Source organism: Streptomyces sp. 11x1 (assembly GCF_032598905.1).
Classification (GTDB): Bacteria; Actinomycetota; Actinomycetes; order Streptomycetales; family Streptomycetaceae; genus Streptomyces.
In genome coordinates this window covers 8,632,619-8,647,137 of record NZ_CP122458.1, presented here as the reverse complement: position 1 = coordinate 8,647,137, position 14,519 = coordinate 8,632,619, and the positions used below count along the sequence as shown (strand labels likewise).

Here is a 14,519-nt window from a genome sequence, read left to right as displayed (position 1 = left end):
GCCCCGCACCGGTGGCACCGGTGCGGGGCGCCGCTCACCGGTGCGAGGTGAACTCCACGACCTGCTGGTAGGTCGGCCGGTTCTGCCAGCTGATCTTGTTGTGCTTGATGCCGCCCAGGGTCCGCTGGATGATCGAGTCGGCGCACCACTGGTCGCCGGCCGAGCAGTTCGCGTCGCCGGGGTAGACCTGCGCGGCGGTCTTGCCGGCCGCCTCCTTGAGGGTGTTGATCAGGAGGGTGCGGCAGGCGCCGAGGTTGCCGCCGCCGCAGTACTTGTTCGCGAGCGGGCCCCGCACCGTCTCGCCCAGCACCGAGCGGATGTCCTTGTCGACGTAGCTCCACCAGCCGTACTGGAAGGAGCTGCCGGCGTGGGAGCCGGTGGGGCCGTGCGCGGCGGAAGGGGACTCGTCGACGGGCAGGTTGGCGGTGATGGCGCTGTACAGGTCAGTGCCGAGGCCGGGTTCGAACTGGGCCTTCACCAGCAGGGGCCACCAGGCGTCCAGGATGCGGATCGCCTCGGCGTTGGCGTAGGTCTTCGAACCGGCGGAGGTCTCCGTGCGTTTCGAGCCGGACGTGACCCAGGTCTGGAGCTTGGTGACCGCCGCGGCGGCCGCGGAGTCCGTGACCGTGCTGCTGTTGATGACCTTGAGCAGGTCGGGGACGACGTCCTCGGCCCGCAGGTCGGCGAGGCCCGCCTCGGCCATGGCCTTCGTCAGCGAGGCTCGGGTGACCCCGCCCGCGTCGACCAGCTTCTTGACCCGGTCGTCGAGGAGGTTGCCCCGGTGGACGGAGCCGTTGCCCCAGGGGGCGGTGGTGTAGTCGGCGGCCTGCTTGTTGTTCCAGGAGATGTAGTAGTCCTGGTCGATGGAGTTGGGGTGCTGGGAGGGCGGGGTGTAGTCGGCGGTGTTGGTGGTCGGGTTCCAGCCGCGCCACTCGTACGCGGACCGGGCCCAGGCCGGGAACTCGGGGTCGACGCTCGTGGCGCGCACGGGGTTGTCACCGCTGTTGTAGTACGCGGTGTGGGTGGAGTCGGCGTAGAACCAGTTGAAGGTGTAGTTGATGTTCTGGACGGCCTTCTGGAAGCTCTCGGGACCCTTGACGTAGTCCGGGTCGTTCAGCATCTGGAAGCCGATGATCGACTCGGCCTCGTTCAGGTACGAGGAGCGCAGGGTGGTGTAGGCGACCTTCTTGCCGTCGACCGTGGCGCGGTGCGTCACGGGGCCGTACTTGGTGCGCCAGACCTGCATGCGGTACGAGCCCGCCGGGGTGGAGTCGGCGGTGGTGGGCTTCCAGGCGTTGGTCTGCTCCACCTTCTCCATCGCCGTGCAGGTGCCGTGGTAGAGGTAGTGGACGTCGTCCTGGCACAGCTCGACCGCGTACGCGTCGATGATGTCCTGGCCGGAGGTGGTGGCGCTCCAGGCGTAGTCCTGCCCCCGGCCGAGTTCGACGTACATGCTCAGACCCGCGAAGGAGGCGCCCCGGGCACTGATGCCCGGGCCCTGTATCTCCTGGAGCATGAGCAGCTGCGGGGCGAAGTAACCGGTCTGCGGGCCGAAGACGGCGACGGGGTGTCCGCTCGCGGTGTGCTCGCCACTGACGACGAGGGCGTTGGACATGCCACGCCGGGCGGAGCTCAGGGCGCTGTCGGTGGCCTTGTCGGACAGGCTCGTGGAGGCCGGGGTGGCCGCGCTGCCGGTGCGGTCGTACACGAGGGGTTCCTCGGCGACCGTGCCGTCGTCGGGGAGGGCCATGCCCTGCGGGTCCGCGGGCTTGGTGGCGTACGGGAAGCTGCCGTCGTGGACGGTGAGGGCGGCCTCGGGATCGTTGCGCTCGCGGAAGGACTCCCAGACCTTGGTGCCCTCGGTGACGCCGTACTTCTCCTGGGCGGCCAGCAGGGAGAGGGCGTTGTTGACCTCGCCGCCGCCCCCGGAGCCGAACAGGGCGCCGATGACGGAGGCCAGGGCGACCAGGTCGGTGGGCTTGAACTTCTCTATGGTGCCGGCGTTGGTGATGGAGTCCTTGTGGCCGGTCAGGACGTACTCGCCGGGGAAGTAACGGCCGCTGTCGGAGGCGTCGATGTAGGCGTTGATGCCGGCGACGTAGGCGTTGACGTCGGCCAGGGCCAGCTGCCCGCGCTCGCCGTTGGCGGCCACCGCCTTGTCGATCTGGGCCTGCAGATCGGCCTCGGTGTAGGGGGCGTGGCGCCAGAACTCCTGTTCCAGGCCCTGGTTGGACGGGGCGCCGCCCGCGAACGGGGTCAGCTTGCCGCGGCCGACGTGGCGGAAGACGTCCATCAGCCACAGCCGGTCCTGGGCGGCGGCGTAGCCCGCGCCGAACTCGGTGCCGTAGCGGGTGGTGCCCGTGATGTGCGGCACGCCGGTCTTCTTGTCGCGGACGATCGTGACGTCGGTGCGGCCGGCCGGCTTCAGGGTGGAGGCGACCTGGTCGGAGGCGACGCCGAAGGAGGCATCGTTGAAGAAGGTGTTGATCGTGGAGTTGGTGAGGCCGGGGTAACCGGTGGCCAGGTTGTTGTAGGGGCCGAGTTGGTTGCTCGCGTTCTCCGGCATGGAGCCGAACACCTGGTTGAGGAGGATCTGGGCGAGGGTGGCGTTGCCGTTCTGGCCGGGCGGCAGGATGTCGGAGCACTGTCCGCCGCAGTGGTCGGTCACGGCTGCCGCCTGCACGGACCCGGTGTCGGCGGCCGCCGCCGGGGAAGTCGGGGAAAGAGGCGACAAAAGACCGGCAACGAGTGCGCATAGGGAGGCGGCCTTGAGGAACTCCGGGAATCTGCGGGGAGTTCTCAGTCCGTCCGGTGCGTTGCGTGAAGTGCGTGGGGTGCGCCAGGGCATGGCAGCTCCTCCTGACAGGGGTGGGCCGGATGTTACCGCCGGTATCCCCGACTTTGAACATGAACATGCGTCACGTTTTCTGGATCACCGCGGACACACAGGTGACGGACAGCGTGAACAGGTACTCAGAAGTAGTCGTAAGCCCAAGAAGAAGCGCAACAAAAGCGCAAGAAGAAGTCAGAGGCAGTCAGGCGTAGGCAGGAACGGTCCGTGAACGGCTCAGCAGACGACTTAGGGAGGTCATCGGAAATCGGATGGAGCCGAATCGCGTGTCGATACGTCTATTCGGCGACGTCCCGACGACGACGCCGAAGTGACCGAAGTTCAGGTGCAGGTGTGACGGAGGTGCAGGGCGATGGCCGGTTTCCGGAGTCTGGCAAGACAGGTGCGAGATCCCAGGTGCGATCTGGCACTGCGGCGGTATTCACTGCGCAAGTGCCTTGAGAGGTTCGCCCCCTACGGGCATCGGGCGACGTGGGACCACTTGTGCTCGCGGGCCGGCTTCGGCCCCGAGGACCGCAACCCCGACCCGGCGCGGCTCGTGGCCGCACTGGAGGAGTTGGAAGAGGCCCGCTCCGTCTGGCTCGACTACGAGGTGCAGTTCGCGCGGCGCCGCAAGAAGGAGAAGTACGACGGGCTGCGCAGGCCGGGCAGTGTCGACGACTGGCACCGGCTGACCTGGGGCGGTTTCGGTGTCGCATGGTGCGACGACCCGAAGGTCCACCCCCGTGAACCACTGGCGGAGGTGCTGCGCCGGCTCATCGCCGCGCTGGAGCGCGAACCGGGCTCGTCCTGCCCGGTGTGCGAGGGCGAGCTCCTCGTCTGGATGTACGACCTGGCCCATGAGCCGTCCTCGGGTCCGGTCTGCACGGAGTGCGGAATCGTGGTGCCACGACCGGTACTCACCCCCGAGGCCCTGGCGGAGTCCAGGCGCGGGCGACTGCTGGTCTCGGCCTAGCGCGGCGGGGGTGCGCCGGGGATGCCGCACCCCCGTGCATGTGTGTCGACGAGGTTCCGGTACGGCGTGACGGCTACGGCTTCTCGACGTCCGTGTGGATGGCGAGCTTGAACTCGGCGAGGCTGATCGCCGTGGCCCGCCGCGTGTCCCCCGCCCCCCCGCGCGGATATCTTCAGGCCCAGCGGCATGCCCTTGTGCACGAACATCTGCCACACGCAGGTCCGGTACTGACCGCCCCGGGTGCGCACACTGTCCGTCGTGCCCGTGGAGTCGTACTTCTTCTTGGTCAGGTTCAGGGGATCGCGCACGAAGCGGGTGCGGTACTCCAGCGTCCTGGCGTCCGCCTCCCAGAACACCATCGCCGACAGCACGCCCCAGCCGTCGCGGCTGGGCCAGATCAGTCCGGAGCGCGGGTCGGGGAACTTCGAGGCGGTGCCACCGCCGCTCTCCGGGTCGTGCATCTTCCAGGGGTCGTACGACTCCTCGGTCGCCTCGTACGGGAAGCGCACCAGGTGGTAACCGTCCGAGTCGTAGGTGATCCGCTGCGTCCCCGAGTGGGCCTTCTCCCACTTCAGCGAACAGATGACGACGCTCATCGGCGCTCCCTGCCGTGCTGTGCCTTCGCTGTGCCCTTGCCGTGTCAATGCCCGGGGGACGCGCCACGCCACCCCTCCGCGTCCATGACACCGATGGCACGAAAGCGGTTGCACCCCGTGGCGTGCGCGCGGCACGGCACGGGGTGCGCCCGGCGCGTCCGGGGCGCGCTCTTACCAGGGCGAAATCCACTCGCTCCACCCCTTTCCCGTGCGGAGAGTTGGGGGCGATGAGACAGCCCTGAGTCCCAGAGCGAGGAGAGGCCGATGTCGACGCTGCGCGTCACCGCCGAAGTGCTGACGATCCACGAACACCCGAACGCCGACGCGCTCGAACTGGCCCAGGTGGGCCTGTACCGAGCCGTCGTGGCGAAGGGGGCGTACCGCACCGGTGACACCGCCGTGTACATCCCGGAGCAGTCCGTGCTCCCCGCGCCGCTTATCGAGGAACTGGGGCTCACCGGCCGGCTGGCGGGAGGCAACTCGGACCGGGTGAAGGCGGTACGGCTGCGGGGCGAGCTGTCGCAGGGCATCGTCTGCCGCCCACGGGCCCTCGCGGGCATCGATCTGACGGCCGCCGTCACCGACGGCACGGACTTCGCGGAGCAGCTCGGCATCGTCAAATGGGTGCCGCCGATCCCGCCCACGATGAGCGGCGAGGTCGAGTCGGCGCCGGATCTGCTGCCCTGGGTCGACATCGAGAACATCCGGCGCCACCCCGGCATCTTCCCGCCCGGTGAGCCGGTCGTCCTGACGGAGAAGCTGCACGGCACGGCCTGCCTGGTCACGTACCTGGCCGAGGACGGCCGGGTGCTGGTGTCCTCGAAGGGCTTCGGCTCGAAGTCCCTGGCCCTCAAGGAGGATCCGCGCAATCTGTACTGGCGGGCCGTCCACGGCCACCGGGTGGGCGAGGTCGCCGCCCGGCTCGCCGAGCGGCTCGGCGCGCGACGGGTCGGGATTTTCGGCGAGGTCTACGGCGCCGGGGTGCAGGACCTGACGTACGGCGCGGACGGCCGCCGCGACACCCTCGGGTACGCCGTGTTCGACGTCTCCGCGGACATCGACGGCCGGGTCCGCTGGCTGGACTCCGCGGAGCTGTCCACGCTGCTCGACGGCGAACTGCCGCTGGTGCCACGGCTGTACGAGGGTCCGTACGCCGCGGACCTCGTCCTGGAGGTGGCCGAAGGACGGGAGACCGTCTCCGGGCGCGAACTGCACCTGCGCGAGGGGGTCGTGATCCGGCCGGTCATCGAGCGGTACAGCCCCGTGACCGGCGGGCGGGCCGTCGCCAAGGCGGTCAGCCCGGCGTACCTGACCCGTAAGGGCGGCACGGAGTACGAGTGACGCCCGGCGCGAACCTGGGAGCCGCCCTGTCAGCTCCCGGGTTCGCGCCGTTCGGTCCTGCGGCGCTCGACCAGGAGGCGGGAGCCGCTCTGCCGCTCGCCGAAGACGTCGTCGGGGTTGGAGAGCACACAGCTGTCCAGGGACAGACAACCGCAGCCGATGCAGTCGGTGAGGTGGTCGCGCAGCCGGTTCAGCTGCTTGATCCGTTCGTCCAGTTCGGACCGCCAGGCCTCGGAGAGGTGGGCCCAGTCCTCACGGTTCGGCGTGCGCTCCTCGGGCAGTTCGGCGAGTGCCTCGCGGATCGTGGCGAGCGGGATGCCGACGCGTTGCGCGGCCCGGACGAAGGCCACCCGGCGCAGGGTGTCCCGGCTGTAGCGGCGCTGGTTGCCCGAGGTGCGGCGGCTGCTGATCAGCCCTTTGGACTCGTAGAAGTGCAGGGCGGAGACGGCGGCACCACTACGGGCCGACAGCTGGCCGACGGTCAACTCGTGGATCTTCTCAGGGATCTGGGGCACCCCTCCGAGCCTACCCATACCCGAAAGGGCCACGGTCCGTTGACAGGGGTCGCGCGGCCGACCATGCTAAGCAGTCGCTTAGACAATGGGACCAGGGAGGCCGAGACATGGCAGAGCCGAGGATCTTCACGTCCGCCGAGGAGCTGACGGCGGCGGTGGGCGAGTCGCTGGGGTACAGCGACTGGCTGGAGGTCGACCAGAAGCGGATCGATCTCTTCGCCGAGGCCACCGGTGACCACCAGTGGATCCACGTGGACCCGGAGAAGGCGGCGGCCGGGCCCTTCGGGACGACCATCGCCCACGGCTACCTGACCCTGTCCCTGCTGCCGTTGCTCGTACCGCAGATCCTCAAGGTCGACAACGTCAGGATGGGCGTCAACTACGGCACGAACAAGGTCCGCTTCCCGGCGCCGGTCCCGGTCGGTTCCCGGCTGCGCGCCACCGCGACCCTCCAGGACGTCACGGAGGTCGGCGGCGGCGTCCAGGTCACGGCCGCGGTCGTCGTGGAGCGCGAGGGCGGGGAGAAGCCGGTGTGCGTGGCGGAGTCGGTGTCCCGGTACTACTTCTGAGCGCGTGGGGCGCGCGGTGGCGCGGCGTTCGCGACCGCCGTGCCACGTTTTCGTCCCAGCCCGGCGCCACGCTCCTGCCTCAGCGGGGCGCCGCGCCCCGCCTGGGGCCTGTCGTTTGGATCACGCCTGGGCCGCGGGGCTTGGTGCGCACATCTGCGGCGTTGTCGTCGGTCGCCGACGCTCCGCGTTGACGCCCTCCTCCGCCTTGCAGCTGCACGCACCAAGCCCCGCTCACCGGCAGCTGTCAGGTGCCGTCGCCCGAAGCCGCCGTGATCCAAACGACAGGCCCTACCCGGGCGCCACGGCGCGGCCGGTCTGCGGCGAGATCATCCCCGCGCACAGACCTCGGGCGGACAGCCCCTGCGCGATGCGCGGGAGCGCCGCGCGCGAGTTCGCGGACCAGTCGTGCAGGAGCATGACCTGGCCGTTGGTGAGCCGGGCGGCGGCCTGCACGATCGCGTCGGTGCTCGCCCCGTTCCAGTCCTGCGAGTCGACGTTCCACAGGATCTCGGTCAGGCCGTACCTGGCCGCCACCGACCTCACCGTCGCGTTGGTCTCGCCGTACGGCGGCCGGAACAGCTTCGGCGTGCCGCCGCCCGCTTGGGCGATGGCCTGCTGGGTGCGGGAGATCTCCGCGTCGATCTGCGCCTGGCCCAACTGGGTCAGATGCGGGTGGGTGTAGCTGTGGTTGGCCACCCACATGCCGGCGCCGACCTGCGCCCGGACCAGGGCGGGGTTGGCGGCGGCGTACTGGCCCTGGTTGAACATGGTCGCCCGGAGCCCGGTCTGCCGGAGCGTGTTCAGCAGGGCCGACGTACTGCCGGACGGGCCGTCGTCGAACGTGAGCCCGACATAGCCGGTGCAGGCGGCGGCCCGCTCCGGCGCGGCCTCGGCGGCGCCGAGCGTCAGGGGGACGACACTCGCCAGCGCCGTCGCGACGACGGCCAGCCGCCGCACCGGTCGGCGCGGCGAGCGGCATGGTCCGGCGTTCACGGGGACACCGTGATGCTGGAGCTGCCGCTGCTCCGGTATCCCTCGGTGGCCATGATCATGTAGTACCGGAAACTGCCGAGGGGCATCCCGGCACGGGCCCAGGCGTCGAAGTGGTTGCCGGTGGTGATGTTCCCACCGGTCCTCTTCGACTGGCGCACGCTCCAGTACTGGTCGAAGGTGCGGGTGCCCTCGACGGAGGGGGCGTTGTAGCGCGTGGTCCGGTAGATGTCGTACGTGCCGCCGTCGCTGGTGACCGTGCCCTTGTACGCGCCCGTGGGCCGGTAGGTGCCCCAGTTGTCGACGATGTAGTACTCGACGAGCGGACTGGCCGTCCAGCCGTAGAGGGTCAGATAGGCGTTGCCGGACGGGCTGAAGGAGCCCGAGTAGGTCACCGTCCTGCGGGAGCCGTTGCTCCAGCCCTTGCCGGCGACGAAGTTGCCGGTGTTGCGCCAGGAGGTGCGGTAGGCGCCGCCGGAGGCCAGGGTCATGGAGACCGTGCCCGGGGCGTCGGTCCAGAAGGAGTAGTAGAAGCCGTTGTTGCTGCCGGTCTGATTGCTGGTGACCACCGTGTCCGCGCGGGCCGTGCCGGGCAGGGCCAGCGTGGTCGCCGCCGCCATCGCGGTCGCGCAGACACCGCTCATGAAGAGCCTGCGGCTCGGGGGCGGGGTGGGAGTGGGTGCGGGTGCGTCGTCCATACGCTCGCGTCCTCCTCGGGCTCGTGGGTTGCCCTGTCACCCCGGGAGTGTTGGCCTGCCCCTGCCAACTGTCAATACATTCGGCACCAACCCCGAAACATTCGCGCTCCGCACCAGCGACAATCCGCCAAGAGGCCAGTGGCTGGGACAAGAGCAACGGCCCCGGCTTTCGAATGTTTCGAAGTCAGGGCCGATCGTGGGAGTTACCTCTTCGCGCCCACCATGCGCAGGACGAGGTCCGCGTAGAGCGCGCCGACCTCGTCGGGGGTGCGGGGGCCGTTGACGTTGAACCAGCGCGCCACGTCGATACAGAGGGAGAGGATGGCGACGGTCGTCCCGCGGACGTCGGGGACGTCGAAGTCGCCCGACGCGACGCCGTCCTCGATGATGCCGCGCACGGCGGCGTCGTTCTCGCGGCGCAGGGTGACGATCTCGGCGCGGGCCTCGGGGCCGAGGGCGTCGAGCTCGTACTGCACGACACGAGCGACGGTGTGCTGCCCCGCGTGCCAGCGGACGAAGGAGCGCACGGCCTCGGCGAGCCGGTCGGCCGGGCCGCCCTCGGAGCTGGCCGCCGTCCGCAGGACGGCGAGGGCCTTCTCGTGACCGATGCGGCTGATCCGGTGGAGCAGCTCTTCCTTGGTCTTGTAGTGGATGTACAGCGCGGCGGGGCTCATCCCCGCGCGGCCCGCGATGTCCCGGGTCGTCGTCGCGTGGTAGCCACGCTCGGCGAAGGCCTCCACGGCGGCCATCAGCAGCCGCCGGGCCGCCTCCGGATTGACCTCGCCCCACGGCTGCGGCTCGCCGCCCGCCGTCTCCTCCGCCGTACTCATCGCTCGTTCGTCCCTTCGGTGGCTGGGCACCACCATACCGCCGAAGGTGAGCGGGCGCTTAGAAGGCCCGCTCAGGGCTGTGCCGCACGGCGGCGGGGGTCACGCGCCGGGGGTCGCGCGCCCGGCCTCAGAGCTTCTCGAAGGGGTCGTGCTCGGCGAGGAGTTTCTCCAGCCGGGCCTGGTCGACCCGGCTGACGATCCGCCCGGCCTCCTGGCGGTCACGGATCACCTTGGCCAGGGTGAAGGACGAGGTCACCAGGTAGAGGACCGCGATGGCCAGGAAGGCGCGGACCCAGGTGTCGGCGTCGAGGTTGTAGATGCCGACGGTGGTGGCCGCCATGGCGACGGCGAACGAAACGACGGCCTGGCCGTAGAAGGCCGCCGTGTTCTGCTGCTTGACCGGTGTCTCACTCATGGGGACATGGTTCGACGGATGTGGCCCGAACCACATCCGTCGGGATACTCAGTCGGCGGTGTCGCATACTCAGAGCCGCGCTCTGACGCGCACCGGGGCCGCGGCGAGCGCGGAGCCGGGATCAGAACGCCGAAACGCCCGTCAGCGCCCGCCCGATGAGCAGTTTCTGTATCTGGCTGGTGCCCTCGTAGAGGGTCATCACCCGGGCGTCGCGCAGGAGCTTTCCGGCCGGGTACTCGTCGAGGTAGCCGTAACCGCCGAAGACCTGGAGGGCGTTGTTCGCGGCGCGGACGGCGGCCTCGGAGGCGAAGAGCTTCGCCTTGCTGGCCTCGGTGGCGAAGGGCCGGCCCCGGTCGACGAGATCGGCGACCCGCCAGGTCAGCAGCCGGGCCGCGTCGACGTCCACCGCGATGTCGCTGATGAGCTCCTGGACGAGCTGGTGGTGGGCGATGGGCCTGCCGAACTGCTCGCGCTCGCCCGCGTACCGGACCGCCGCGTCCAGCGCGGCCTGGGCGATGCCGACACAGCCGGCGGCCACCGACATCCGCCCCTTGGCGAGCGCGGACATGGCGAGAGTGAACCCCTTGCCCTCGGGGCCGAGCATCGCGGAGGCGGGGACGCGGACGTCCTCCAGGACCAGTTCGGCGGTGGCCTGGCCGCGCAGGCCGAGCTTGCCGTGGATGGTGCGCCGGGTCAGGCCGGGGGTGTCGGTGGGGACGAGGAAGGCGGAGACGCCCCGGTGGCCGGGGGCGTCGGTGGAGCGTGCGAAGAGCAGGACGACGTCGGCCCAGGTGCCGTTGGTGATGAACATCTTGGTGCCGTTGATGACGTAGTCGTCGCCGTCGCGCACGGCCCGGCCGGCGAGGTTGCCCGCGTCCGAGCCGGTGCCGGGTTCGGTGAGACCGAAGCAGCCGACGTACTCCCCCGCCGTGAGTCCCGGCAGCCAGCGCCGCTTCTGCTCCTCGTCGCCCCAGGCCGCGATCGTCTTCGCGACCAGCCCCAGGGAGACGGAGACGATGCCGCGCACGGAGGAATCGCCGCGGCCGAGCTCCTCGGTGACCAGGCAGTACGTCAGGTGGTCGCCGCCGGAACCGCCGTACTCCTCGTCGACGGTGAGCCCCAGGAAGCCGACCTCGCCGAGCTTCTTCACGATCGCCCGGTCGACGTTCTCCGCGCGGTCCCACTCGATGACGTGCGGGGCGATCTCGCGCTCCACGAAGTCGCTCGCGAGCCGGCGCGCGGCGGTCTGCTCCTCGCTGAGCTCCAGGTTCACGCGGTCCGCCTCTCGTCAGTCCCCCATTAAATTACCACTGCTAGTTTTAAGGTGCAGCCCTACTATGTGCGCCATGGCCCGACCACGCAAGCCCCTGTTGAGCACCGACCGCATCGTGGAGACGGCGCGGGCGCTGGTGGACGCGGAGGGGCTGGCGGCGGTCTCCACCCGGCGGCTCGCCGCGGAGCTCGGAGTGAGCGGGCCCTCCCTCTACAACCACTTCCGCACCATGGACCAGATCCTGGAGGCGGTCGCCGACTCGGTGAGCGCGCAGGTCGACCTGTCGATGTTCCGGGACGGGCGGGACTGGCGGACCGCGCTGCACGACTGGGCCGTGTCCTACCGGGCGGCACTGCGCGACCACCCCAACATCGTGCCGATCCTCGCGCGGGGACCCGGGCGCCGGCCGGCGGGACTACGGGTCGCCGACGTCGTGTTCGGGGCGATGGTCGAGGCGGGGTGGCCGGCGGCCCAGGCCACGTCCATCGGGGCGCTGATGCGGTACTTCATCATGGGGTCCGCGATCGGGTCGTTCGCCGGGGGGTTCGTGGACGACGAGAGCGCCTACGACCCCGCCGACTACCCGCATCTCGGGCAGGCCCACCTGCTGGCGGAGCAACAGCAGAAGGTCGACGAGCGGGCGTTCGAGGTGGGACTGCGGGCGCTGCTGGACGGGTTGGAGCAGCAGTACGGGCAGGGCGGGACCCGATAGGCGGCGGGGAACCGCCCGCACGGGCACGAACGCCTCGGGATCGCGGCCCCGGATGGGGTTCCGGAGCCGCGACCCGGGCCGCCGACGAGGAGCCTGCCTAATCCTCCGTTCGTGAACTCGCCCTCCCCGCGAGGATCTTGATCGAGACGAGGGCGATCACCGAGAGCCCGATGATGTACGCGGACACCGCCATGGACGTGCCCGTGGCCTCCAGGAGGAGGACCATCAGGAACGGGGCGAGGCCGCCGCCGAGCACCGCGGCGATCTGGTATCCGAGGGAGGCACCCGTGTAGCGCATCTCGGGGGTGAACAGCTCGGCGAACAGGGCGGCCTGGGGCCCGTACATGATGCTGAGGAAGCAACTGGCGACGAAGGTGCCGACGGCGAGCCACAGCAGGGAGCCGGTGTCGATGAGCAGGAACAGCGGAACCGCCCACAGGGCGATGCCGGCCGCGCCGATCGCGTAGATCCGGATCCTGCCGACGCGGTCGGAGAGGGCCGCGGCGGCGGGGATCAGCACCAGCTGGGTGAGGCTGACGCACAGGGAGACCGCGAGGACGGCGCTGCGCTTCATGTCGAGTTCTCGGGTGGTGTAGTCGAGGACGCCGGTGATGAGGATGTAGAAGGTCGCGGTGTTCACGGCGAAGGAGCCGCCGGCCAGGAAGACCGTGCCGAGATGGCCACGCAGGATCGTCCTGAGCGGGGAGCTCTTCTCGCCCTTCTCCTTCTCCGTCAACTCCCTTTCCGCTGCCTGGAATTCGGGGGTCTCCTCGACATGGCGGTGGATGTACCAGGCGAGGCCGAGGACGAAGAGCCCGACCAGGAAGGGCACGCGCCAGCCCCAGGCGGCGAAGGCCGAGTCGCTGGTGGCCGCACCCACGACCAGGAACATCGTGTTGGCACTCACCACGCCGATGGGGACGCCGAGCTGGACGAAGCTGCCGTACACCCCGCGCTTGCCCTCGGGGGCGTACTCGGTGGCCAACAGCATCGCGCCGCCCCACTGGGCGCCGACGGCGACGCCCTGGGCGACACGGAGGAGGACGAGCAGGACCGGGGCGGCGATCCCGATCGTCTCGTACGTGGGCAGGAGGCCGATGCCGGTGGTGGCGAGGCCCATCAGGGTCAGCGCCAGCACCAGCATCGGCTTGCGGCCCCGCTTGTCACCGAGGTGACCTGCGACGACGCCACCGAGGGGGCGGGCGAGGAAGCCGACGGCGAAGGTGGCGAACGCGGCGAGGACTCCCGCGGAGGAGCTGCCGGCCGGGAAGTAGAGGTCGCCCAGAACGAGGGCGGCGGCTATGCCGAAGACGAAGTAGTCGTACCACTCCACCGCCGAGGCGAGGGCCGCGGCGGTGGCCACCTTGCGGTGGCTCTGGGGAGGGGAAGTGGTGACGGGGGCCGAAACGGGAGCGGTGTCCATACGAGCACACTCCGGTGGGTGCGGGGACGTTCCCGGGAACGTACTGACCGGACGGTATGGAGGTCAACGGTCGTGCGGGTATCAGTTCGGGGAGGGGTTTTTGCCTGCGGGCGGGTGGGGGTTGCTCGCGCAGTTCCCCGCGCCCCTTACAAGCGCGGGGCGCGTCCGGGGTCTTTCAGGGGTGCGGGGAACTGCGCGACCAGCCCCCGCGCACCCGCAGCCGCAGCCGCAGCCGGATCAGAACGTCACCAAAGCCCGGCCGCCCTTGCCGGCTCGCATGTTGTCGAAGGCCACCGGGATGTCGTCCAAGGAGATGCGGTCGGTCACCAGGGCGGACAGGTCCAGGCGGCCGGCGTGGATGTGATCCGCGAGGACCGGCACGTCGCGCGCCGGGTCGGAGTTGCCGTAGACGCACCCGGAGAGGGTGCGGCCCCAGTGGAAGATCTCCAGCGCGTTGAAGGTGACCTGCTGGTCCTTGCCGCCGATGCCGACGACGGTCGTACGGCCGCCGCGCCGGGTCGACTCCCAGGCCGTCCGGATGGTGACCGCGCGGCCGACGCACTCCACGGCGACGTCCACCCCCTGCTTGTCGGTGAGCGCGCGGATCTCGCGGGCGGTGTTCTCGGACGCGACCACGTACTCCGTGGCCCCCGCCGCGCGGGCCAGTCCCTCCTTCGCCGGGGAGACGTCCACGGCGACGATCCGGGACGCGCCGGCGATCCGCGCGGCCTGGAGCGCCGCCAGCCCGACGCCGCCCACGCCGAACACGGCGACGGTCTCGCCCTCCCGGACCCGCGCCGAATGGTGGACCGCGCCGTAGCCGGTGAGGACGGCGCAGCCGAGCAGCGCCGCGTCGGTGAGCGGAACCCCGTCCGGCGCGGGCAGCACACACCCGGCGGCCACGACCGTCTCCTCCGCGAAGGCGGCCACGTTCAGCCCGGGGTGGAGGTCGGCGCCGTCCGAGGCACGTCGGGCGTGGACGTTCCCGGCGCCGAGCAGCGCGTTCGCGCACAGCCAGACCTCGCCGAGCGAGCAGGCATGACAACTCCCGCAGGAAGGAGCCCAGTTGAGGACGACACCGTCGCCGGGCGAGACATGGGTGACCCCGTCGCCGACGGCCAGGACGGTGCCCGCCCCCTCGTGGCCGAGCACGGCGGGCACCGGCACGCGCATGGTGCCGTCGGACAGCGACAGGTCGGAGTGACAGACCCCGGCGGCGGCGAGCCGCACCCGGACCTGGCCGGGCCCGGGGTCCGGCAGCTCGATCTCGGTGATCTCCAACGGGGCACCGACGGCGGGCAGTACGGCGGCTCGAACGGCCATGGGACGACTCTCCTACTGGTTCGCCTGG

The 14,519-nt window shown here is 70.4% G+C and carries 13 protein-coding genes and 1 pseudogene; 4 read left to right on the top strand and 10 right to left on the bottom strand.

From position 1 onward, the window contains the following. Positions 1-34 precede the first annotated feature (34 nt). Positions 35-2,848 (bottom strand): penicillin acylase family protein, encoded by a 2,814-nt coding sequence (locus P8T65_RS37965; protein ID WP_316729833.1) that lies wholly within the window; start codon positions 2,846-2,848, stop codon positions 35-37. 355 nt (positions 2,849-3,203) lie between these two features. On the opposite strand from P8T65_RS37965, the gene P8T65_RS37960 reads away from it, so the two are divergent. Beyond that, positions 3,204-3,806, top strand: coding sequence for a hypothetical protein (locus P8T65_RS37960; protein ID WP_316729831.1), 603 nt, complete (start codon positions 3,204-3,206; stop codon positions 3,804-3,806). A 73-nt stretch (positions 3,807-3,879) separates the two neighbouring features. On the opposite strand, the pseudogene P8T65_RS37955 reads toward P8T65_RS37960, so the two are convergent. After that, positions 3,880-4,402: pseudogene (locus tag P8T65_RS37955) on the bottom strand (hypothetical protein). A 264-nt stretch (positions 4,403-4,666) separates the two neighbouring features. Here P8T65_RS37955 and P8T65_RS37950 point away from each other — a divergent pair. Then, on the top strand, positions 4,667-5,743 hold the full coding sequence (locus P8T65_RS37950) for an RNA ligase (ATP) (protein WP_316729829.1): 1,077 nt from the start codon (positions 4,667-4,669) through the stop codon (positions 5,741-5,743). A gap of 29 nt (positions 5,744-5,772) precedes the next feature. On the opposite strand, the gene soxR is transcribed toward P8T65_RS37950, so the two are convergent. Next, entirely contained in the window at positions 5,773-6,258 is a 486-nt protein-coding gene (gene soxR / locus P8T65_RS37945; RefSeq protein WP_316729828.1) for a redox-sensitive transcriptional activator SoxR, read from the bottom strand. Positions 6,259-6,365: 107 nt separating this feature from the next. On the opposite strand from soxR, the gene P8T65_RS37940 reads away from it, so the two are divergent. Further along, positions 6,366-6,827 (top strand): MaoC family dehydratase, encoded by a 462-nt coding sequence (locus P8T65_RS37940; protein ID WP_316729827.1) that lies wholly within the window; start codon positions 6,366-6,368, stop codon positions 6,825-6,827. A gap of 288 nt (positions 6,828-7,115) precedes the next feature. Here P8T65_RS37940 and P8T65_RS37935 read toward each other — a convergent pair whose 3' ends face one another. From P8T65_RS37935 to P8T65_RS37915, 5 genes are all read right to left on the bottom strand, one after another. Further along, a complete protein-coding gene (locus P8T65_RS37935) occupies positions 7,116-7,820 on the bottom strand; it encodes a polysaccharide deacetylase family protein (RefSeq protein ID WP_316729825.1) in 705 nt (234 codons plus the stop codon). Then, the gene (locus tag P8T65_RS37930) at positions 7,817-8,515 is read right to left on the bottom strand and encodes a glycoside hydrolase family 11 protein (RefSeq protein ID WP_316729824.1); all 699 of its coding nucleotides are present in this window, start codon (positions 8,513-8,515) and stop codon (positions 7,817-7,819) included. Before P8T65_RS37930 ends, P8T65_RS37935 begins: the two co-directional genes overlap by 4 nt. Before the next feature lie 203 nt (positions 8,516-8,718). Further along, complete coding sequence (locus tag P8T65_RS37925; protein WP_316729823.1) at positions 8,719-9,345, bottom strand: TetR/AcrR family transcriptional regulator; 627 nt, start codon at positions 9,343-9,345, stop codon at positions 8,719-8,721. A 127-nt stretch (positions 9,346-9,472) separates the two neighbouring features. After that, complete coding sequence (locus P8T65_RS37920; protein WP_184896013.1) at positions 9,473-9,760, bottom strand: YiaA/YiaB family inner membrane protein; 288 nt, start codon at positions 9,758-9,760, stop codon at positions 9,473-9,475. A gap of 121 nt (positions 9,761-9,881) precedes the next feature. Further along, entirely contained in the window at positions 9,882-11,033 is a 1,152-nt protein-coding gene (locus P8T65_RS37915; protein ID WP_316729822.1) for an acyl-CoA dehydrogenase family protein, read from the bottom strand. A 73-nt stretch (positions 11,034-11,106) separates the two neighbouring features. On the opposite strand from P8T65_RS37915, the gene P8T65_RS37910 reads away from it, so the two are divergent. After that, positions 11,107-11,745 carry a TetR/AcrR family transcriptional regulator gene (locus tag P8T65_RS37910; protein ID WP_230218871.1) on the top strand — a complete coding sequence of 213 codons (639 nt, stop codon included), beginning with the start codon at positions 11,107-11,109 and terminating at the stop codon, positions 11,743-11,745. 97 nt (positions 11,746-11,842) lie between these two features. Here the strand turns inward: P8T65_RS37910 and P8T65_RS37905 are convergent, their stop codons facing one another. After that, entirely contained in the window at positions 11,843-13,168 is a 1,326-nt protein-coding gene (locus P8T65_RS37905) for an MFS transporter (protein ID WP_316729820.1), read from the bottom strand. Positions 13,169-13,405: 237 nt separating this feature from the next. Next, positions 13,406-14,491 (bottom strand): Zn-dependent alcohol dehydrogenase, encoded by a 1,086-nt coding sequence (locus tag P8T65_RS37900; protein WP_316729818.1) that lies wholly within the window; start codon positions 14,489-14,491, stop codon positions 13,406-13,408. Positions 14,492-14,519 lie beyond the last annotated feature (28 nt).